Origin of the sequence: Enterococcus sp. S183_ASV_20 (assembly GCF_018919685.1) — a bacterium.
GTDB classification, from domain to species: Bacteria; Bacillota; Bacilli; order Lactobacillales; family Enterococcaceae; genus Enterococcus; species Enterococcus faecalis.
Genome location: NZ_JAHLRI010000013.1, coordinates 1 through 20,566 on the forward strand (window position 1 = coordinate 1; position 20,566 = coordinate 20,566).

A 20,566-nucleotide genomic window follows, 5' to 3' on the forward strand; every position below is an offset into this window, starting at 1 on the left:
ATTCAATCAAAAAACTGCATAAAAATAGAGTGGAAAAATCCACTCTATAAAAAGTCTAACTTTTTGGGGTCACTACAAATTTAGAAAAATTCGTTGCTTTTTTATTAATCAATCACTTTTTTCACTTTGAATTCTTTTGTTTCAGCAGATGGTTCTGTTTGATCAGCTAATTCAAATAAAATATGGGTACCATTTTCTTCATCTTCAACGATAATCAGTTTTCCTGGAATCTTTCGAGTATCTTTCGCAATTTGGGCTTCTTTAATTAATTCTTTTTGATCTCTTTTTGAAGCAAGGGCATTTCCTAAATTAAAAAAGACAGTTTCTTCCATAATTAACCACTCACTTTCTCTACTTTTCTTAAGTTAATTATAGCATATCGCTAGAAAAAGTGGCAGCTTGTGTCCTTTTACTTTCATTTAAGCATCAATAATCAAGGAATAAGCATAAGGACTTTCATAAATTCCTGAAGCATAATAATGGAGCCTCTTTTTAAATAGCGGGCCGTCAATTACCAACGTATGGTACTCCCCGTTTTCTCCGCAAATATCTAATTGATGCTCTTTAAGATACGTGATAAATGTTTCATTTAACGGTTCTCCTAAAAATTTTATTGGAATACCTGCCTCTTTGCTGACCGTTTTGATAATTGCTGTGTACCCTTTTGCCAAGAATTCTTTGACAAGTGCTTCGCGATTCTCCTGCCAAAGAGGTAATTGTGGCTCAAGCCCAGCACTTAATGCAACTTGGCGATCCCAAGCACCATTTTGTTCAATATCTATATCGCCAAAACAAACCGTTTCTGCACCCAATTTTTTAGTTTCATGCAGTGCCTCAACCACTTTTTCTGTGTAATTTGTTTCATTGTTATGTGATATAACAAGTGGTAAATCTAACGCTTCAGCCGCTGCTTCTAAGACGGAGATTGGTATCCCGTGAAACCAAGAACGATTAATTTCATCACTTAGTGTTGTCACTAACGCTACTGGCTGATTTCCTGCTTGTATTAATCGATCCATCGCCAATAAACAATCTTTACCAGAGCTATAACTTAAACAAAATTTTTTCATAAACGTTCCCTCTTTTCTCTATGACTATACCTCAAAACAATACATCCGTATACATATTTATTATTTAAGTATAACTAATACTGAATAGTTATTTGAATCAAAACATGGTATAAAATAGAGGTAAAGCAAGCTTTATTCACTTCTTTATATCTCTTTTCAACGGATGATCAGCTGGCGGAAACCAGCTGATCTTTTTTTCAAAAAACACAGCTATCTTTTGCAGTTTTCTTTTCCTCATGTTATAAAGAGATAGTAGGAAGCATTTATTCACTTCTTTACAAATCTATCTTAATCTTAGACAGTCGGCGGAAAACGGCTGTCTATTTATCTGGAAAAATTATGAACTCGTCAGCTAGTGGTCAGTTGACGAGTTTTATGTTATAATAATTAGAACACGAAAAATATTTTTAAACGAACCATTCAATTGTTTTGATGATTTTATTCAAAACTGGCGTGTCTAGAGAGATACAAGGATGTATTAGAGGTAGGGAATACATCGCTTAAATGAAAAATACTTGAATACTAGAAATAGTCTGATCCAACTTTAAAATAATAATATTGATTCGTTAGATAGCCTTCTCTTTAAAGAGAAGGCTATTGTCAATTAAAGAGTAAAACCACCGAATGTTTAAAATTAAACTTATCTCAAACATACCCTGTCAGTGTTTCACGCATTATCTCAATAAACAGCAAAAATCCAGAAGAGAGACTCTTCTGGATTTTTGCTTATTTGACGATACTTTTTTAAATTTTGTTAATCAATTTAAAATAATCCACATAAGTGCATAATTGGGAAAACAAATAATAAACTATCAAAACGATCTAAAATACCACCATGTCCTGGCAAGATGTTACCAGAGTCTTTCACGCCATAATGACGTTTGATAGAAGATTCAACCAAATCACCGAATTGCCCTACTATAGAAAATAGAACCGTCAATACAAGCATCACCGGCATTGGATAAGGAAATAGCCCTTTATTAGCTGTGAAAACTAAAAACAACGCTGCTACAACCACGGCTGATAAAATACCACCAAGTGCACCTTCTATTGTCTTGTTGGGTGAAACATCTGGCATCAATTTATGACGACCAAATCGTCGTCCAAATAGATATGCACCAATATCCGTTGCCCAGACAATGAATAAAGCAAATAACAAGACTTCAAAACCTGCGGAACGGGCACTAATAAAGTTCTGGAACCCCATCCCTACATATAAACTGACAATAACTGGAAAGCCAGCTTCTTCAATCGTATATGTATTTTTAGAAATCACCGAAGCACCTAACAACAACATTACAGTGACATAAAATAAAATGAAATTTGTTTGCATTTCCGGCAAAAAGTTTAACCACTTAATTGTTGGGATAACTAAAAAAACGGCCCCTAATGCTGATAAAACACCTTCAAAACTTAATAACGTTAATCCTTTCATACGGAATAACTCGTACACGCCGACTACTGCCAAAGCAACAGCGGCAATCTCAATTGCAAAACCACCATACCAGATAATTGGAATAAAGATGATTAATGCGACGATAGCTGTGATGACACGTTGTCTCACTGCGGATCGCTCCCTTCTGTTTCTGTAGTTTCTTTTAGACCTCCAAAACGACGATTACGATTTTGGAAAGAAGCAATCGCGGTTTCTAAAGTGTCCCCTGAAAAATCAGGCCATAATGCTTTTGTAAAAAACAACTCGCTATAAGCAATTTGCCATAGCAAGAAATTACTAATTCTCTCTTCCCCACTTGTTCGAATCAACAATTCTGGATCGCGAAGTTCCGTGGGTAAAAAGCCAGTCATTAAGTGATCTGCGATCGTTTCTTCTGTAATCTCATCTGCCGTATATGCTTTTTCTGAAACCTCTGCAGCAATCTGTTTCATGGCAGTTAGTAGCTCCGCACGCGCCCCATAATTCAAAGCAAAGTTTAAAACCATGCCCGTATTGTCCTTGGTTTGCTCAATGGCCCGCTTAACAGCATCTTGCGTATGGCTTGGTAGAAACTCTTGGTAGCCCATTACATTGACTTTAACATTTTCCTTAATTAATTCAGGCACGAATGTATCAAAAAAATCAACAGGCAATTGCATTAAGAAATTGACTTCATCTGTTGGTCTCTTCCAATTTTCCGTTGAAAATGCATAAAGTGTTAAAACTTTAACGCCTAAATGACTAGCATGCTTCGTTATTTTTTTAACCGTATCCATGCCTTCTTTATGTCCAGCAATTCTCGGCAGTCTTCGATTCTGTGCCCACCGTCCATTTCCGTCCATAATAATGGCAATGTGCTGCGGAATTTGGCCTTCTTTATCAAAGGCGTACTGGCTTGCTTCTTCTACATATTTATTTTTTTGCGGAAAAAAACGTAACATCTTTTTCCCTCCATTCCAAAAAATCTATCTTAATTATTATAACAATAACTAATGCAAATGCCTATGCATAGTCCCTGAATTTTCCTGATAATTAAGAAATTCCTTGTAACTTTATCATTTATGGTCCTTTTTTAAAAGAAAAAAACTTAGACTTGGCAGGTAAATCAACATGATGTATCTGCCTAGCCCTAAAATTTTAAATAAACAACGAGACAGGAGCAGCTTCTTCGGAAATAAGCTGAACGTCCTTGAGAGACAAAAAGCATCTTTCAGAACTTTCTTCTTATTTCTTGAAGCTTAACACGCCTGTCCCGACCTCAAGTTTTTATTCTATTGTCTTTTTCTTTTTATTCATTGACTGGAACAATGGCACCGTTCCATTTTTTCGTAATCCAATCTTGGACTTCTTTGCTACGTAACACTTTGACTAATTTTTTTACATTTTCGTTGTTTTCGTCTTCTTTACGAACCGCAATAATATTGGCATAAGGTGAACTTTCTTTTTCTAAGGCAATCGCATCTTTTTTCGGATTTAATCCTTGATCCACGGCAAAGTTTGAGTTAATTAAAACCGCAGCCCCTTCTTCATTGTCATAAAGAGTGGTCATGATCGCTGGATCACTTTCATGATTGAATTTCAATTTTTTAGTGTTTTTATCAATATCATCGAAAGTTGCAGTTGTCCGGTCTACCCCTTCTTTCAGCGTGATTAAACCAGCATCTTCTAAAATCGTTAAAACACGTGGCCAATCTGAAACGGAAGAGCTAACGTAAATCGTTGAACCATCAGGAATTTCTTGTAACGATTTGTATTTTTTCGAGTAAAGCCCAACTGGTTCTAAATGAATCGCACCTGCATTCACAAAGTCATAATCATTTTCTTTAACCGCTTCATTAAAGAACGGCACATGTTGGAAATAGTTGGCATCGATATCGCCACTTTCCAACGCCTTGTTAGGTAGCACGTAATCTGTATAAGTCGTCACTTCTAATTTTACGCCTTCTTTTTCTAATAAAGGTTTTACATGTTCTAAAATCTCTGCATGTGGAACTGGTGAAGCTCCAACTTTCAAGACCGAGTCATCACTCTTTTTATTGCCGCAAGCCCCTAAAACTAAGACAGCTACTGCTACAGTAATTACTGACCATAATGTACGTTTTTTCATCTTATTCCCTCCATTTATCGTTTATCTATTTTTTTAGCGACTGTATCCCCAAGCCATTGAATCGCAAAGACAATAATTAAGATACAAATCGTTGCTACTAAGGTAACTGTATTTTGACCACGTTGGAAGCCATCTTGATACGCCAAACTTCCTAAACCGCCCGCTCCAATAGCAGCTGCCATTGCAGTATAGCCCACTAAGGAAATGGTTGTAACGGTTAAGCCAGAAACAAGCGCTGGCAGACTTTCTGGTAATAGAACTTTCCAAATTATTTGGAAACGATTGGCCCCCATTGCTTTGGCTGCTTCAATCACGCCTTTATCGACTTCACGAAAAGCAATTTCGACCATGCGAGCATAAAAAGGTGCTGCGGAAATAATCAATGCTGGTAAGGAGCCTTTGACACCAGACATACTCCCTAAAATAATTTTTGTAAAAGGAATTAACAGAACGATTAAGATAATAAACGGAATCGAACGGAAAATATTTACAAAAATGGCCACTAGCCAATACAGTAATCGGCTCAAAATCCCTTTTCTGCCTGACGTTTCAAAAAGTAATAGTCCTAAAATCAACCCTAAAATGGCGACCACTATGATTGAAATCCCTGTCATATAAAGTGTTTCAATCGTTTTTTCTTGTAGTTTACTTATATCAATTTGCGAAAAATCAAAGAAACTTGCTAAGCCACGATTATTCATTTCCAATCACCTCTGTTTCTACACGAAGTTTACGTAATCCTTCAATGGCTGCTAGAATATTTTGCTCTTCGCCTAATAATTGAATATAAAGAGAACCCACTGCACCCTGCTTTGTTTGCTGAATGTTCCCTTGAATAATACTGACTTCTACTTGATATTCTTGGACAATATGCGAGATAATTGGCAATTTCGCTTGTTCGCCGTGGAAAAGTAGGCGAACAATTTTTCCATTCGGATATTGTTCCAACATTTCTTCGACAACCAGTTCCGTTTCTTCAATGTTTTTATCCGCTTCTTGTTGGATAAAGCGTTTCGCAATTTCTGTTTGAGGCTTTTTGAAAATATCGATCACTTTACCTTCTTCAACAATTTCACCATATTCCATCACAGCTACGCGATTACAAATTTTACGAATCACGTGCATTTCGTGGGTAATTAATACAACTGTTAAATTTAATTCTTGGTTGATTTTTAGTAGTAATTCTAGCACTTCATCAGTTGTCTGCGGATCCAAAGCACTCGTTGCTTCATCACAAAGCAAAATATCAGGATTGTTAGCTAAGGCACGGGCAATCCCCACTCGTTGCTTTTGCCCACCAGAGAGTTGACTTGGGTAGGCGGTTTCCCGTCCTTCTAAACCAACCAACTTGATTAACTCTTCTGCGCGGCTTTTCCGATTTTGTTTTGGAACACCAGCAATTTCCAATGGGAGCATGATATTTTCTAGGACCGTCCGTGACCATAATAAATTAAAATGTTGAAAGATCATCCCAATTTTTTTACGGAAGTTTCGTAGTTCTTTATTTGGCAACAATGCAATATCTTGTCCTTGAATTTCTACTTCACCTTCTGTAGGTGTTTCAAGTCCATTCAATAAGCGAACCAACGTACTTTTTCCTGCACCCGAATAGCCAATAATGCCATAAATATCACCAGATTCAACCGTTAAATCAATATCTTTTAAAGCCGTGACTTTACCCGCTTTACCGGAAAACTCTTTTTTTACATGACGTAATTCAATTAATGCCATTTTGTTCTCCTCTTCTTTCTGTTCTACTTTCTTATTTTGAAGGTTTCGCACTTTTTATGAAACGAATTTGCTTAATAAAAACAAAAAAACTTCCATCCTTTTGCTATTACAGCAAAAAGGACGAAAGTTTGTCATTTCGTGATACCACCTTAATTCGTTATTATTTCTCAATAATAACCTCATACGGTACTTGATTCTTCGCATACCGTTGGCTGTAACGGGCGCCCCGTAGTAAGTTCACTGCTTCGCTCACTTACTCTGCTCAAAGACCATCTTCCATCTTAAATCTGTTACCCATTCTCAGCAAACAGGGCTCTCTTCAAACGTCCTTAACATGTACTCTTCTTTTCAAAGCTTTCTTTTGATTAGATTGAGAAAATTATAGCAATAAACATTGGCCTTGTCAACGTAAGACTAAAGATTTTCAAATTCTGTTGGTTCAACATCTGCTAAAACAGCAATCCAGGCATTTTCTTCATCTAACGCACTTGGCTCTTGATCAGCCGCTTCATTAATCGCGACTACTTTACCAGATAATGGACTACTGAATTCACTGACTGCTTTTTCTGCTTCTAATTCAATTAAAGAGTCACCTTTAGCTAATGTTTGTCCGACTTTTGGAAACGTTGCAAAAGTAATCTTTCCTAAATCCTCTTGGGCTTCGGCGGTTAAACCAATTTTATAACCTGCTTCTGTTGGTACGATCCATAATTGATCGATTTGTTTCATTTCACTCATTTTCCAAGCACTCCTTCGTAATCTGCTTCTTTAAAACCATTCGTTAGAAATGTATTGTCTTTTAAGAGAATTGGACGCTTAATCAACATGCCATCCGCAGCTAAACGCTGACTTGCTTCTTCAATAGAAAAACTGTCAACAAGATCTTTTAAGCCTTGTTCTCTATATAAAACCCCACTTGTGTTAAAAAAACGACGAACAGGCAAGCCGGTTTCTTTCATCCATTTTGCTAATTGTTCACTACTAGGCGGTGTTGCTTTAATATCAATTGCTTGGTATTTAACGCCTTGTTGATCTAACCACGTTTTCGCTTTTTTACAAGTTGAGCATTTAGGATATTCATAAAGTGTGTACATTTCTACCCCTTCTTTCTTCTTTCTTTAACGACCACTTCTGGTACGAACCGTTTCTTGTTGGTAACGCATGGACATAATTAAGCCCACCCCAATCATGTTACCTAAAATGGAAGAACCACCTTGACTAATAAACGGTAATGGAATCCCAGTTAATGGTAGTAAACCAATATTCGCTCCAATGTTTTCAAAAACATGGAACAAAATCATCATGATAATTCCTGTGGCAATGTAGGCATAGAATTCATTATTTGTATCAAAACAAACGCGAATCATGCGGTAGATTAAAATAAAATACAACAAAATAATGAAACAGCCACCAATAAAGCCAAAGTTTTCACCAACAACTGTAAAAATCATATCTGACTCACGAACAGGGACATACACATCACTCACGTTAAAGCCTTTTCCGAAAAGGCCCCCAGAACCAATTGCTGTTAATGCTAGCGCTGGTTGGAATGAGCGATCTGGATCTGTATGGAAAGGATTTAGCCATAAATCAATCCGATCAAATTGATAAGCTTTAATGCCAATTTTAGACAATAAGTCTCTTCCTGTTTCTGTTGTTACCAAGTAGATGGTTCCAGCTCCGACTAGAGCAGCTATGATAAAGGCGGGCACAATAATTTTCCAAGTAATGCCAGACATTAAGAAAACTCCCCCAAAAATGGCTAAGAAAACTAACATCGTCCCGAAGTCTTTTTGTAAAAGTACTAAAACAATTACCGGAATCGCCACTAATAGCATTTTAGCGATTAGCCAAAAGTCGCTTTTGAGTGTTCGGTCCACATATTTAACATTATGCATGGTCACTATATAGGCCAACATCAAAATAAACGCAATCTTCATCAATTCCGATGGTTGGAATGTGGTGCCACCAAAGCGAATCCAGTTTTTAGAACCTGTTTGCTCTGCTAGTACGGGGTCATAGAATTTCAGTAGTAATCCCATTAATACTAATCCAAGTGCATAAAAAACGGGCGTTAACCGCCAGAGTAATTTTGAGCTAAAATGCATAATAATGACAATACTTAATCCTCCGACTAAATACCACAGTCCTTGTTTCATTAACAAGCTACCAATTTTAGGTTTGCTTGGATCATTGTAAAGCGCTACGTAAAGCGATAGCATACCAATTAGTGATAAAAGAAAAACTGGTAATATCACGCCGTAATCAATTCGACTATCTAAATTTGTTTTCTCTTTTCTATTCATTCGTCATCCCTTTTCCTTTGTTCATACGTTTTTTATTATATCTTTCTCACAGAAGAAAAGAAAGGAATTCTACTATATTTGAGAAAAACTTTAGAGAATTGGTCCTTCACTAGCAATTTTTTCTTTTTCTTCAATCCTATTTGGCTTTTATTTTAAATTTTTTACATCAGTGATAATGAGAAAGTTTACTATAAACATTCAGTAACAAAAAACAGTCGCAACTAAAACACGTTGCGACTGTTTTTATTCGCTTTTTCTTTGTTTCGTTTGTTGTAGCTCTTTATTAATTCGGACAATTTCGTTGCCAAAATTTTGCCAGTCACTGGCTCGCGGGGGCGCTAACCAAATTAAACATTTTACTGAAAATAACGTTTTTGGTAAATAATCCGAAACTACTAAATCAGTATCTGGTCGAATCGCTGAATGAAAGTGAATGCTGAAAGATTCGAATATTTTGATTTGTTCTTTGATAAACTGAGTATATTTTTCTCCTTGCGTAAAATTCACATAAAGATTGATCGTGCTTTTTTCATTCCTTTGGTCATAAAGACGGGATAACACTAATAGCAAATCAAAAAATAAAGAAAGCTTACTAAACTCAAACGCCGAGCAATCCAACGCAAATAAAAACTGCCGACAGCTATTAAAAACAATTGGGTAGCGTTCCTGAAAAAATTCTAAATCCATAATTCGTAAGGTGATATCGATGAACGGCGTAATAAAACGATGTTGATAAATAATCGGAACAATTTCTTGATAAAATTCTTCGTCCGAAATTGTAAACGGCATATAAGAAAAGAATAATGTTTTTGTAGCCGTAATTGCCTCATTGTGAGAACTTAGCAAATGTTCCGAAATAAGTTCACTTTGATAGACCGATAAATTGCCGATAATTCCTTGAATTTCTGCGTTTTTCTCTGCATGAGTCGCCTTCATCACTTCGTTGATCCAACTTTGAATTTCTTGATAAATCGAACTTTCTTCATCAAAAGCGAATGGATTTTCTTCTTGGGATAAAAAATAATTAGCTTTTCTCTGCGTTCGTTCTAACGCCACCAATACATAATGTTTAAATAAATGAAAATTAGTGATATTTTCATAAGAGCCTTTCAATTGAGCCAATAATTGGTTCACTGCGCGAAGATCTGTTTGATTATATAATTCTTCAGAATCTTTGTAAATTCGGTAATAGAGCATAGTAAAATATTGTCTAATCGCCATTTCATTGCCGCTAAGTTGTAAATTTTTGGATAACTTAATACCGTATTGACCTAATTCTTTCCGGATATGGTCAACAATTTTGTATACAACCGTTCGACTCATCCCGTGCTTTTCGCCATATTTTTTGATTGAGGTAAACTGATGAAAGAAAATCGTTTTTAATAGATTAAATTCTAACGAGTCTTTTAAATAATATTCTTCAATAATACTTGAAGAAATACGAAGGCTTTGAGATAACAAAATTTCATTATTTTTTTCACAAATTTCCATCTCATTAATCAGACCAAAGCGTTGCAAATCTGCATTGATTTCTGTTATGTTCCGTTCTAGCAAATAAGGAGAAATAGCTAATTGCTTACATAAACGATCTTTTCGTTCAGAAAATGAATATTGTTGCTCTAACTTTCTAATAATCGCTAATTTTAAATTTTCCCGATCATCTAATAACAAGAATTCCATTTAAACTCTCCTTGTTCCATACAAAAGTGAGCCTGACAGGAAGCTTAAAGTGGTGCCAAATTGAGAGGACCCACTTGCCGCTCCTCCAGTAATTTCCACTGGGGCTATCGTATCTATTTTTTTCAACAACTCATCATTTAACAGCACCTTTTTATTTACTCGTTCCTGTTCAATTTTATTTTTCTTTTTCTCCTGTTTTGTTTGTTGCTCCTTGTCCTGTCTCGAGGCAATAATTGGTCTTTCTGGGCCAATCATTGCTTGACTATAAGGAAGCTCTGCAAGCATATTCCCCTCTGCAGCAAAATTAGTAGGGTTGACATACACCTTCGCAATAGAAAGGTATGACTCGTAACGGAAGGTTACAAAATAAAGGCCTACTTTTTGAGTATTTACATTATTTTCTATAATTACATTTTCTAAATTTAAAGGACGACCCTCTTTATCTTTTAGAAAAACGACATTGTCTAAGGGTGACCATGCTTGATTAACTCCTAAAAACGTGTCTTTTAATTTAAGTTCCGTTTGATTTTCTTTGACCGTAATGGTTGCTGTTTCAATTTTGCCATCCACTTCATAAGTCACGGTGTATTTGCCTGGTGTTGTCGCTTCGTTTGCATAGCTATTCACTGAAGCAATCAACATTCCTGAAGAAAGAAATAAGGCTGTGCCGATACTACCATAATAAATAGTTCGCTGGTTCATCTCGTTTATTATTCCTCCAAACTATTTCATAAAAATAACTATCTTAACAGAAAAACCTGCTAATAGGTGTTCTTAAAATAAAAGTCACTTGTAAAACTTCCTATTTTCCAAGGAAACAGCTACCCTCATTCATGCACTTATTCATCTTTTAAGCGTGGAACAAAAGTTACTTTAAACTTTTGCCCCACGCTCATTTAATTATTTTCGTTTCTTCTTGATGACTATACCACTAATAATCACAATAAGTAACACAACAAGTCCTAGCACACGATATAGACCATTAGTTTGTTCTCCCGTTTTTGGATAACGTCCTTGCTTGTCAGGTTTCACAATATGTGTGACATACTGACTACTTTTTATCGTGGTTTGATTCGTTGAAGAACTAGTCTGGTTGTTCTCATTTTTATCTGGTAGCGGTGTAGGATTACGATCAATCACATGAACAGTTGCTACTGTCGTTAATTGACGAGGTGTTTCGTTTGAAAATATTGAGAAAAGTCGTGACTGCACAGCTGGTTTGGTTTCATTAACTGGCTCAGTGGTATAGGAAATCTGGTACTCTCCTGTTTTCTTTGTATCAACTTCCCCTTTTACTTGAACCTTATCAAAGGATATAGCATGACCATCACGATCTGTCGCTGAAACGAAATTATCTTCTGGTTTCCAAGAATCACCAACATAAATCGTTGTATCTTTAACCTCTAACTTAGATTGGTCGGGTTTGACAGTCACATTAGCTGTTTCTTCTTTACCTTCGTAACTGTATACGATTGGATAAACGCCTGCTTTGCTAGTATCAACTTGACCTGAAACAGTGATTTTTTCGAATGGGACATCTTGACCTGTTTTATCTGTTGCTGAAACGAAGTTATCTTCTGCTTCCCATTTATCACCCACATAAATTGTTGTATCTTTGACCTGTAAACGACTGTCATCACGAACATGAACGATTGCTTTCGCTTCTTTTGTGCCATTTTTATAGACAATTTCATAATCGCCTATTTTATCAACATTCACTGTTCCCTGAACATCAATTTTTTCAAACGGAACGTCTTGACCTGTTTTGTCTGTCGCTGAAACGAAATTATCTTCTGGTTTCCACGAATCACCAACATAAATCGTTGTATCTTTGACCTCTAACTTAGATTGGTCGGGTTTGACGGTCACATGGGCTGTTTCTTCTTTACCTTCGTAACTGTAAATAATTGGATAAACGCCTGCTTTGGTGTTATCAACTTGACCTGAAACAGTGATTTTTTCGAAGGGAACGTCTTGACCTGTTTTATCTGTTGCTGAAACAAAGTTCTCTTCTGGTTTCCATGAATCGCCGACATAAATCGTTGAATCTTTGACTTGTAAACGACTGTGATCAATTGTTTTCGTTAATGGAATTTTTAGTTGGTTGTCTCCTTTGACCAGCTTAATGGCTTTTCCTGTCAAATACTCTTCATCCACGGAATATTCCTGCGGTACATTCGTTACTCGCAAAGTATAATCACCTGTCATGATGGCATCAAAGGAGTATTGACCTTTTTCATCTGTTGTAAATTCGGTTGCTGTATGCGTGACATTATCAATTAGTTCAAAAGAAACCTTCGCAATTGCTTGGTTTTCATCCTCTACGTTATGCGTGTAGAATGTGGCAGTTGCTAAATAAACAATACCTTCCGCATCACCTTCTGAGAATTTCAATGTGATTGGCGCAGTGGTGACTTTTTTCTTGCTAGCAGACATCTGGTTCAATGTTTCAGAGTCGATTGTTGTTTCTGTATAGATTTGGCCAGCGTTTGCAGAGACAGTATTGTATTCAATCGTAATGTTTTCTGTCAATGTATAGTCTTTAAAAATGACTTTCGCACCGTTTGTAGTCTTCTCTAATGAATAAGCATCTTCTGGCACGCCTTTCACGGTAATAGAATTCAAATCGATTTGAGCATTGGTTGTGCCTTTTGGTGTTAATTCAATCGTTGGATTTTTCACACGATGTGTTTTATTATCAATATTTTTTGTTGTTACTGTCGTTTTTGTTACATTTTTTAATGTTGGATTCGCCGCTTGTGTTGCACTCAAAATGTCTAACGCTTCATTTTGAACAGAAACCGAAGCAGACCCTTCATTATTATTCGATTGTGGTTCTTTAGCTGTCCCTGTTATATAAAGAGTTGGCACGTCGATCCAGCCATTGGCGTTTTTATACTCAATAATGTAACGTTTGTTGGTTTTTCCAAAATCAAATGTGTAACTATTGGTATTTTCGTCAAAAGTAATCGTTGGGTATCCAGGACTGTTTGGTGTCATTGGTTTATCAAAGTATTGACCACGATCCCAGTATTGTGGATAAATTGAATCTACCTGATCGTTTGAAACATCATAAATGTCAAAAAGAACATCGGCGCCAGCTGGAATTTTTGTACGGACGCTTAGTGAGTCAAAAGAATCATTTCGTGCATTGACAAGGAATTGATTTTTACTACTTTGAAGTGTTCGTTCAGAACCACGCTTACTATTAGTAGTTACTGTCGTATCAACTGGAGTTAAACCTTCAGCACTCATTGTTATCGGAATCGTATCGACTGGGATACTTTTATCTTTTGGCAAACTATCTGGCACATAATTAAAACCAATTGGAATTTGGATTTCGTTGGTTATTGGCGTAGTGAACTTAATAACTGAACCATCTGACGTTGGCGTTACTGTATAATCCGTTCCTAACTTGTAATAAAAATAAATTTCTTTTGTAGCTCGTAATGAAAGATAATTAGGATGCTTTACTTTAATTTCTAAATTTTGAATCGGTGTCTCTTTGCTTCCCATAACTGAGACAGTTGTTCTTGATGAATAGGCACCATTTTGATCATAATTACCCCAAGCAGTTTCAGCATTCAAAGGATTAACAACACTAATTGGTTCAATATATTGATCAGATACTAATTGAATGGCTTTATTGGGACCAATTACAGGTGTACTTAATGATAGATTGATATCTTTCTTGTCAAAATCCATTGTTAAATCAGAAATATTTATTCTTAAATAGCTATCTTTTGTGGCCGTTAAAGTGAGCTTGCCACCTTCAGTTTTAATATCAAAATAGTCTTCCAATTTTACATTTTCATATAAAGGACCATACGCCGTAAATTTAGGATTCTTAATTTCTTGACCGTTTGTACTCTCTAATACGATTTGTTGACCCACTTTTGTTTCTGTTAACGTGCCATAAATTGTTACATAATATTTCCCTTTGCTTTGAAAACTGATATAGGACATACTACGCATTTCACGATCAGCAATTACTTTACTTGTTTGACTCGTCTTAGCAGTAAAATCGGTTGTTTGTTTAGTTCCTGTCGTACTTTTCAAAGAAATTGACCCAATTTTTGTGGTTGGGTACTGCTGCGAATATAAGTAGTTATAGTCCGAAGCACTCTCTAAATAAATTGTTCGATTAATCGATAAAGAATAGGCTTTTTGTTGATTCATGTTTGGAACAGTTACAGCAATCCGCCCTAGTGAATTATCGCTTAATGTATAATCTTTTCCAGGTGTTAACAGGGTTTGCGTTTCTGGTAAAATTTGACCATTAATGTCGACATCGTAACTGAAAACTTGAGGTTCCAAGTTATCTTGTTTTCCAAAGACAGCGCCTGGCGTCTCTGTTGTTAATAATTCTAATGTTTGATTGCCAGTTAACGTCCGGTCTAAATTATAAAAAATTTCGCCATCTAACCCCGTCGTTCTGGTTCGTTCGTTATATTGAATTGGTTCCACTTGTTCATATAAATCAAACGAGTAGGTTTTTTTATTTTTTCCTGGAGTTTCAATTTTGATTAATGGTTCCGAATCTGTTGTTAGATAACTTTTTAGTTCTACTTTAAAGGAGGTATCCGAAACTCGCTGATTAAACGTAATACTTAATGTTTTGGTTGCCGCATCGACTGCCCAAGTTGCGCCAATGCCTGTCACTTCTCCGCTAACAGTTGAATAACCTAAATGTTCTGGTAATTGAACTGTATAAACTGATCCAGGTGCATAACCTGTGTTTCCAACAGCAAATTGGAACGTAGCGGTTACCGGTGTTGTATTTAATTCGCGGTGAACCTCTGTTTGGCTGTATTCTGTTCCACCAATCGGCGCAAGACTCATACTGTCAAGTAGTTCATCTGTAATTGGCGCTTGAACATCTGGTAGGGCTTTTTCATTAAGTGAGGTGTCCTTGTCCTCCGTTGTTTGTTGTTCAGATGGTGTAGCAGCATCACTGGCAGCTGTTGTGCTCGCCTCTGTGGTTTGCGATTCAGTTGTTGCAGTTGGCTGATTCATTTCTGAAGTAGTCGTTGTTGCTAAAGGTAAAGCTGGTGTTGTGCTCGATAACTCTGCCTCTTTTTTTGCTGTATCAGTGGTCTCTGTTTGTGCTTCTGTCGTTGTTACAGCATAGGCATTTACGGCAAACCCGAAATTTTGTGCGAGAAGTATACTCAACATCACAAAAGAAAAAGTTTTTTTCTTCATACTAATCCCCTTTCAATAAAATTCATATAACCTAATAATAGCTTGTTAAAAATGAAACAATTGATTAATTTTTTTTGAATCTTCGAAAAAAAAAAAACAGCTTTTCATAAAAAAATACTTGGAAAATCAGCCACAATCACTGTTTTTCCAAGTATTTTTTTATTAATATTTGTAAATTATCGTTTCTTTTGACGAAAAACGACCACGAAATAAACTGCAATAAACAATAACACTAAGAGCGAGTTACTATTTTTAATGAAAGTTAAAAATTGACTTGTTTGCGTTGAAATACCTTTGCCGCCAGTCAATTCTAATAAAAATTGTGTCGTGCCACCTTTGCCTACTACAGTGACTAACATAAGCGCCATCAAAATAAATTGATGGAATAAACTCCCTTTTGTTTGTGTTGTATATTTGATAAGGATGCGGCTATCTTTTGGCAAATCTGTCTCTTGATAATATCGCCTAGCTAAAAAGCTATTCAATGTGCTTTTGAAAAAACTCAAGAGAAACAGGCCTAAAATAGTCCACGAGGTAAAAAGTAATATTCCCAAACTTCCCGCCAGACCAATCATTGGTATGTTGTTTGACCATTGTTTCGTTTTACTAGCTGCAATCATTGCAAAAATCATCCCTAAAACATAAGGTAAATAGAGATAGATGCCCATATGAGCTCTGCCATAAACCCCTGCAACATAAATGGAACCAAATAAAAATAAATAGTTCCCGACAATCCCGTTAATCAAGGTCGCAAGATTCATTTCTAATGATACTTTATACGCACCGCGTTTGCCATAATGACTAACGAAAAGGACAGCCACCACAAAGAAACAGCAGGCGCCAACAATCGCATAATCAAATTCCACCGCATTCGTTAATAAGCGACCACTTCTTAATAAAAGTAATAACACAAAAAAGATAACAAACAGAATTAATTCTTTTCGTGAAACTTCTGCTGATTCTTCTTCTAGCTCGTTTAATGAAACAGGATAGCTCTTGATTGCTACTAAAGCAACCAGAAAATAGAGCGCGTACACCAATAACGCCAGTCCAATCTCAGTCGCTTTAAAAAATAAAGCGCCAAATAAAACAGCGGTCAATAAGACTGTCGTTAAAAGATTGCTGTGACTAATTTTTTGACCTTCTTCTTTCAAGAAAAAGCGAATTGATTGATTACTTGGTGGCAACAACGCCCCACTAAGTCCTAACAACATTCCTGAAATACTATAAAGCGGGAAAGAAAAAGCGCCGGCGATCCCAATTAAGGATCCTGCCAAGCCTAACAATAGAGAAATCTTTAGTAGACCTAGACTACTTAAAGACAAATTAATTCCTCGAACCAGAAAAATGCCTGTCATACGCAATGTATAAAATAAGACAAATGGTAAAATTGTTAAAAGGTTGTGTCCATCACTCAATTGAATGTAAAGTAAATAAGGCACAACAATAATCGTATTACTTAGTAAACTTAATGCTGTATTACCAAGACTTTCAATTTTTTTATTCATTTTGACCTCTTCTTTTATCTTTCATTTTCTATTATTTTTAGGGTAGCATTGTTTACTTTTTTTGTCCATAAAATAACAGATGTAGCAATTTCCTAATGTCTATTTTCCACTGTTACGTATAATAGTTAATGACGACTGCTTGGACTTTATCTGTTCCGTCATTTATATACGTGTGTACTTGATTAGCATCAAAATACATAGCGGCGTCTTTTGGAAGAAGATATCTCTGACCGCCCACTTCAATAGCTAATGCTCCTTGAATAACCATGACATATTCTGTCGAACGTTTTGAATGCCCAACAGCTTGATACTTTTTCCCTGGATCTAATTCAAACTGAAAGAGTTCAAAGTTTCTTTCCTGGTTGTCTGAGTAGTAATTAAAGACTCGATAGGAGTGATCTTCAGAATGTTGTGTTACCGTCTCAGTTTTTTTTACCACGGGATTTTCTTTAACATAGTCATCTTCTAATAAATACGTATACGGAACATTAAGTCCATTACTTATTTTCCAAATTGTATTTATAGTAGGATTGGTGGTTCCTTTTTCAATCTGCGAAAGCATCCCTTTACTGACTCCGGTTATCCCAGCTAGTTCATCCAACGTAAGTTTTTTTTCTTGTCTAATTTTTTTTAAATTATTGCCAATAATTGTATTAATCTCCAAAATAGTTGCTCCTTCTGTTTCTTTTTATCATCCAAAAGTTTAATATATTGAACAAAAGTATTCTTTATTGTATTATACAATATATATCTTAGTTGTTCAAAAGGAGTGGTTAATAATGAAAACGCTCATTCGCTCGTTGTGTCTCATTATCGAAGGTCTAGATTTTCAGACACACGTGTTTAAATTTTATACAGAAAGAAGGAAAAAAAGAGAATGAACCACCAATTAGATGCACGCACTGGCATTCGTGAAGCCTTGCCTACGGTTTTTGGCTATATTGGTATTGGCATTGCTTTTGGTATCGTAGGACAAGCAGCAGGTTTTTCCCCTCTTATTGTTAGTGCGATGTCGTTTTTTATTTTTGCAGGCTCTGCTCAGTTTGTAACGGTTAGTATGTTGACTGGTGGCAGCCCTATTTTATCTATTGTGTTAGCGACTTTCTTAGTAAATGCGCGTATGATTCTTATGGGAATGACCATTGCGCCTTACTTTAAAGCCGAATCTCTCGGTAAAAATCTCTGGTTGGGAACCTTACTGACGGATGAAAGTTTTGCACTAGGAATGAATAAATTAAACCACACCAAAGGACGTTTAAGTTTTGAGTGGTTTAATGCTGCCAATTTGATTTCCTATGCGACTTGGGTTTTTTCGACGATCATCGGTGCCTATCTAGGGCGCTTTATTGCAAACCCTCAAGCATTAGGTCTTGAGTTTGCGGTCGTGGCTATGTTCATTGGTTTACTCTATCTGCAGATAATTAGTGATCGTTCCATGAAAATCGCTTTACAACTCATCATGGTCCTGATTACTTTTGGGTTGATGTCTATTGGTCTAATTTTTATTCCCAGTAATTTAATTGTCTTAGTTGTCACGTTAATCGGTTGTGGAATAGGAGTGATGATAAAACATGCCTTCTTCTGAGTATCTCTTTTTAACAATTTTAGGCTGTACCGTTGCAACCTGGCTTTCAAGAATACTGCCATTTTTACTTTTAAAAAAAATCAGTCTGCCACAGAAATTATTAGAATATCTAAGTTTTGTTCCCATTGTGATTATGTCCGCCTTATGGTTTAGTAGCTTATTTGAACAAAGAATTGGGCATTTACCAAGCCTCAATCTTCCTTATTTATTCGCTTCATTCCCTACCATTTTAGCCGCAATACTTACTAAAAACTTATTACTTATTGTACTGGTAGGCATTGCTTCATTTGCACTAATCCAAAATTTTATCTAAAAAAAACAGACAGGCACTACCATCTGGTAGTGCCTGTCTGTTTTTTTAGATGCCAGCTGCAGGGATCGAACCTGTGACCTACGCGTTACGAGTGCGTTGCTCTACCAACTGAGCTAAGCTGGCCTGAAACAAATCTATTATAGGACTTTCTACTTTATTTGTAAAGTCTGTTTGTTATTTATTTATGCAAAATCTCTTTAAAATAAGCCAAATAGCGACTTTACAAACTTTTTTCTGAAAATGTGGTATAATAGAGATATCAAGAAAGGATGGTTTTTTGTATGTCAAATTTTAATGGTATGGTTACTCCTGTTGTTCCATCGGATGCTGGTAAGGATTTCGCCGTTGACACCCATGTTACTTTTCTTGTTCACGGACAGCCACAAACAGGCGTTGTTACGAAACAATTAAAAAATGCCGCTGTCGTCGAAATTGACGAAACGCAAAAAAACAATCACTTAATGGTGCACAGCAATGGTGTGATTGTTATTAATTACAAACAATTGAAAAAGATTTAATTCTTCAAGCGTGGGAAATTTCCCCCGCTCTTTTTTATGTACAGAATTGGAATACTTTCCAATTCGTCGGAAACTATAATGCTGTAATAAACGCAAAAAAACCAAAAATAATTCCAGGAACATTAGCAAAAATAATGGACTTATCACGTGTTTCTCCATCGTCTCCATATAGCCCGTGAATCGTCCAAAAAATACAATTAATCATTGCCACTAATGGTTGCGTCGGATTGCCTTTTTCCCCATGTAAATTTCCATAAATTTGTGGAATATATGAAACATACATCAAAACTGACATCACACTAGCAATCACAGCGATAGCGTGTAAGACTTTTTTATTCTTTTTCATAGCTACTCCTTTGTTTTTTTATTTTTTATTATACACCTAGAAAAGTTCTTTAAGCAAAAGAAAACCGTTAGTAACCATAATCGGTTACCTAACGGTTTTTTGTTATTATTTTGTTCCGAATAAACGGTCACCAGCATCCCCTAAACCAGGAACGATATAGCCGTCTTCGTTTAAGCGCTCATCTAAAGCTGCTGTATAAATATCTACATCTGGGTGCGCTTCTTGTAAAGCTTTCACACCTTCTGGAACGGCCACTAGACATACAAACTTAATGTTGCTAGCACCACGTTCTTTTAATGAATCGATGGCCATAATTGCGGAACCACCTGTTGCTAGCATTGGGTCAACAACAAATAATTGACGACTTGCAATGTCTTCAGGTAATTTCACGAAGTATTCATGTGGTTGCAATGTTTCTTCATCACGGTAAAGTCCAACGTGTCCAACTTTCGCTGCTGGAATTAATTCTAAAATCCCATCAACCATGCCAATACCGGCACGTAAAATAGGAATGATTGCTACTTTTTTCCCTGAAAGTGTTTTTTGTGTTGATTTACCCATCGGTGTTTCGATGACAACATCCTCTAAAGGCATATCCCGTGATACTTCATAAGCCATTAACATAGCAATTTCGTTGACAACTTCGCGGAAAACCTTTGTCCCACAGTTCTTTTCGCGAATCATTGTTAGTTTGTGTTGAATTAGCGGATGATCAATTACTTGAAATTTTCCCATATCTATTCTCCTTCATTATTTTATTCT

Annotated in this window: 20 protein-coding genes, 1 tRNA gene and 1 other annotated feature; of the genes, 3 read left to right on the top strand and 18 right to left on the bottom strand. The window is 36.2% G+C overall.

Annotated features, from left to right (window positions below):
• Window positions 1–104 precede the first annotated feature (104 nt).
• The 15 genes from KQI94_RS06480 to KQI94_RS06550 all read right to left on the bottom strand — a co-directional run bounded on the left by KQI94_RS06480 (window position 105) and on the right by KQI94_RS06550 (window position 17,706).
• Window positions 105–332, bottom strand: a complete 228-nt coding sequence (locus KQI94_RS06480; protein WP_002362220.1) for a hypothetical protein — start codon at window positions 330–332, stop codon at window positions 105–107.
• Window positions 333–419: 87 nt separating this feature from the next.
• Window positions 420–1,070 carry a diphthine--ammonia ligase gene (locus KQI94_RS06485; protein WP_002368939.1) on the bottom strand — a complete coding sequence of 217 codons (651 nt, stop codon included), beginning with the start codon at window positions 1,068–1,070 and terminating at the stop codon, window positions 420–422.
• 763 nt (window positions 1,071–1,833) lie between these two features.
• Window positions 1,834–2,634, bottom strand: coding sequence for a phosphatidate cytidylyltransferase (locus KQI94_RS06490; protein WP_002359680.1), 801 nt, complete (start codon window positions 2,632–2,634; stop codon window positions 1,834–1,836).
• Complete coding sequence (locus KQI94_RS06495) at window positions 2,631–3,446, bottom strand: isoprenyl transferase (protein WP_002362225.1); 816 nt, start codon at window positions 3,444–3,446, stop codon at window positions 2,631–2,633. Before KQI94_RS06495 ends, KQI94_RS06490 begins: the two co-directional genes overlap by 4 nt.
• Window positions 3,447–3,793: 347 nt before the next feature.
• A complete protein-coding gene (locus tag KQI94_RS06500) occupies window positions 3,794–4,612 on the bottom strand; it encodes a MetQ/NlpA family ABC transporter substrate-binding protein (RefSeq protein ID WP_002359679.1) in 819 nt (272 codons plus the stop codon).
• A 14-nt stretch (window positions 4,613–4,626) separates the two neighbouring features.
• A complete protein-coding gene (locus tag KQI94_RS06505) occupies window positions 4,627–5,313 on the bottom strand; it encodes a methionine ABC transporter permease (RefSeq protein ID WP_002356640.1) in 687 nt (228 codons plus the stop codon).
• Complete coding sequence (locus KQI94_RS06510; protein ID WP_002356639.1) at window positions 5,306–6,343, bottom strand: methionine ABC transporter ATP-binding protein; 1,038 nt, start codon at window positions 6,341–6,343, stop codon at window positions 5,306–5,308. Before KQI94_RS06510 ends, KQI94_RS06505 begins: the two co-directional genes overlap by 8 nt.
• A gap of 113 nt (window positions 6,344–6,456) precedes the next feature.
• Window positions 6,457–6,704 (bottom strand) — a binding site (T-box leader).
• 53 nt (window positions 6,705–6,757) lie between these two features.
• Window positions 6,758–7,072 (bottom strand): glycine cleavage system protein H, encoded by a 315-nt coding sequence (locus KQI94_RS06515; protein ID WP_002413422.1) that lies wholly within the window; start codon window positions 7,070–7,072, stop codon window positions 6,758–6,760.
• Between the two features lie 5 nt (window positions 7,073–7,077).
• Complete coding sequence (locus KQI94_RS06520) at window positions 7,078–7,437, bottom strand: arsenate reductase family protein (RefSeq protein ID WP_002368937.1); 360 nt, start codon at window positions 7,435–7,437, stop codon at window positions 7,078–7,080.
• 24 nt (window positions 7,438–7,461) lie between these two features.
• Entirely contained in the window at window positions 7,462–8,649 is a 1,188-nt protein-coding gene (locus tag KQI94_RS06525) for an FtsW/RodA/SpoVE family cell cycle protein (RefSeq protein WP_002367107.1), read from the bottom strand.
• 243 nt (window positions 8,650–8,892) lie between these two features.
• Window positions 8,893–10,329: a helix-turn-helix domain-containing protein gene (locus KQI94_RS06530; RefSeq protein ID WP_002368936.1), complete on the bottom strand. Its 1,437-nt coding sequence runs from the start codon at window positions 10,327–10,329 to the stop codon at window positions 8,893–8,895.
• Window positions 10,330–11,031 carry a bacterial Ig-like domain-containing protein gene (locus KQI94_RS06535; RefSeq protein WP_002356634.1) on the bottom strand — a complete coding sequence of 234 codons (702 nt, stop codon included), beginning with the start codon at window positions 11,029–11,031 and terminating at the stop codon, window positions 10,330–10,332.
• Window positions 11,032–11,229: 198 nt separating this feature from the next.
• Window positions 11,230–15,534: a bacterial Ig-like domain-containing protein gene (locus KQI94_RS06540; protein ID WP_002368934.1), complete on the bottom strand. Its 4,305-nt coding sequence runs from the start codon at window positions 15,532–15,534 to the stop codon at window positions 11,230–11,232.
• Window positions 15,535–15,710: 176 nt separating this feature from the next.
• Window positions 15,711–17,042 carry a hypothetical protein gene (locus KQI94_RS06545; RefSeq protein WP_002368933.1) on the bottom strand — a complete coding sequence of 444 codons (1,332 nt, stop codon included), beginning with the start codon at window positions 17,040–17,042 and terminating at the stop codon, window positions 15,711–15,713.
• Between the two features lie 112 nt (window positions 17,043–17,154).
• Entirely contained in the window at window positions 17,155–17,706 is a 552-nt protein-coding gene (locus KQI94_RS06550) for an XRE family transcriptional regulator (RefSeq protein ID WP_002368931.1), read from the bottom strand.
• 213 nt (window positions 17,707–17,919) lie between these two features.
• Here KQI94_RS06550 and KQI94_RS06555 point away from each other — a divergent pair, with 213 nt between their 5' ends.
• Both KQI94_RS06555 and KQI94_RS06560 read left to right on the top strand, forming a co-directional pair.
• Window positions 17,920–18,627, top strand: a complete 708-nt coding sequence (locus tag KQI94_RS06555; protein WP_002356628.1) for an AzlC family ABC transporter permease — start codon at window positions 17,920–17,922, stop codon at window positions 18,625–18,627.
• On the top strand, window positions 18,614–18,940 hold the full coding sequence (locus tag KQI94_RS06560; protein WP_002362235.1) for an AzlD domain-containing protein: 327 nt from the start codon (window positions 18,614–18,616) through the stop codon (window positions 18,938–18,940). The genes KQI94_RS06555 and KQI94_RS06560 overlap by 14 nt, the downstream gene beginning before the upstream one ends.
• 50 nt (window positions 18,941–18,990) lie before the next feature.
• On the opposite strand, the gene KQI94_RS06565 is transcribed toward KQI94_RS06560, so the two are convergent.
• Window positions 18,991–19,063, bottom strand: a tRNA-Thr gene (locus KQI94_RS06565).
• Between the two features lie 158 nt (window positions 19,064–19,221).
• On the opposite strand from KQI94_RS06565, the gene KQI94_RS06570 reads away from it, so the two are divergent.
• Complete coding sequence (locus KQI94_RS06570; protein ID WP_002381528.1) at window positions 19,222–19,458, top strand: hypothetical protein; 237 nt, start codon at window positions 19,222–19,224, stop codon at window positions 19,456–19,458.
• 73 nt (window positions 19,459–19,531) lie between these two features.
• Here KQI94_RS06570 and KQI94_RS06575 read toward each other — a convergent pair whose 3' ends face one another.
• Window positions 19,532–19,804, bottom strand: coding sequence for a membrane protein (locus KQI94_RS06575; RefSeq protein ID WP_002356625.1), 273 nt, complete (start codon window positions 19,802–19,804; stop codon window positions 19,532–19,534).
• A gap of 105 nt (window positions 19,805–19,909) precedes the next feature.
• A complete protein-coding gene (gene upp, locus KQI94_RS06580) occupies window positions 19,910–20,539 on the bottom strand; it encodes a uracil phosphoribosyltransferase (RefSeq protein WP_002356624.1) in 630 nt (209 codons plus the stop codon).
• Window positions 20,540–20,566 lie beyond the last annotated feature (27 nt).

What these genes read in the sequence shown, in the direction of transcription:
- KQI94_RS06485 (WP_002368939.1), bottom strand. Translation starts at nt 1,070, where the DNA reads ATGAAAAAATTTTGTTTAAGTTATAGCTCTGGTAAAGATTGTTTATTG.
- KQI94_RS06505 (WP_002356640.1), bottom strand. Translation starts at nt 5,313, where the DNA reads ATGAATAATCGTGGCTTAGCAAGTTTCTTTGATTTTTCGCAAATTGAT.
- KQI94_RS06545 (WP_002368933.1), bottom strand. Translation starts at nt 17,042, where the DNA reads ATGAATAAAAAAATTGAAAGTCTTGGTAATACAGCATTAAGTTTACTA.
- KQI94_RS06555 (WP_002356628.1), top strand. Translation starts at nt 17,920, where the DNA reads ATGAACCACCAATTAGATGCACGCACTGGCATTCGTGAAGCCTTGCCT.
- KQI94_RS06570 (WP_002381528.1), top strand. Translation starts at nt 19,222, where the DNA reads ATGTCAAATTTTAATGGTATGGTTACTCCTGTTGTTCCATCGGATGCT.
- KQI94_RS06575 (WP_002356625.1), bottom strand. Translation starts at nt 19,804, where the DNA reads ATGAAAAAGAATAAAAAAGTCTTACACGCTATCGCTGTGATTGCTAGT.
- upp (WP_002356624.1), bottom strand. Translation starts at nt 20,539, where the DNA reads ATGGGAAAATTTCAAGTAATTGATCATCCGCTAATTCAACACAAACTA.
- KQI94_RS06520 (WP_002368937.1), bottom strand. Translation starts at nt 7,437, where the DNA reads ATGTACACACTTTATGAATATCCTAAATGCTCAACTTGTAAAAAAGCG.
- KQI94_RS06560 (WP_002362235.1), top strand. Translation starts at nt 18,614, where the DNA reads ATGCCTTCTTCTGAGTATCTCTTTTTAACAATTTTAGGCTGTACCGTT.
- KQI94_RS06495 (WP_002362225.1), bottom strand. Translation starts at nt 3,446, where the DNA reads ATGTTACGTTTTTTTCCGCAAAAAAATAAATATGTAGAAGAAGCAAGC.
- KQI94_RS06510 (WP_002356639.1), bottom strand. Translation starts at nt 6,343, where the DNA reads ATGGCATTAATTGAATTACGTCATGTAAAAAAAGAGTTTTCCGGTAAA.
- KQI94_RS06515 (WP_002413422.1), bottom strand. Translation starts at nt 7,072, where the DNA reads ATGAAACAAATCGATCAATTATGGATCGTACCAACAGAAGCAGGTTAT.
- KQI94_RS06480 (WP_002362220.1), bottom strand. Translation starts at nt 332, where the DNA reads ATGGAAGAAACTGTCTTTTTTAATTTAGGAAATGCCCTTGCTTCAAAA.
- KQI94_RS06540 (WP_002368934.1), bottom strand. Translation starts at nt 15,534, where the DNA reads ATGAAGAAAAAAACTTTTTCTTTTGTGATGTTGAGTATACTTCTCGCA.
- KQI94_RS06500 (WP_002359679.1), bottom strand. Translation starts at nt 4,612, where the DNA reads ATGAAAAAACGTACATTATGGTCAGTAATTACTGTAGCAGTAGCTGTC.
- KQI94_RS06535 (WP_002356634.1), bottom strand. Translation starts at nt 11,031, where the DNA reads ATGAACCAGCGAACTATTTATTATGGTAGTATCGGCACAGCCTTATTT.
- KQI94_RS06525 (WP_002367107.1), bottom strand. Translation starts at nt 8,649, where the DNA reads ATGAATAGAAAAGAGAAAACAAATTTAGATAGTCGAATTGATTACGGC.
- KQI94_RS06530 (WP_002368936.1), bottom strand. Translation starts at nt 10,329, where the DNA reads ATGGAATTCTTGTTATTAGATGATCGGGAAAATTTAAAATTAGCGATT.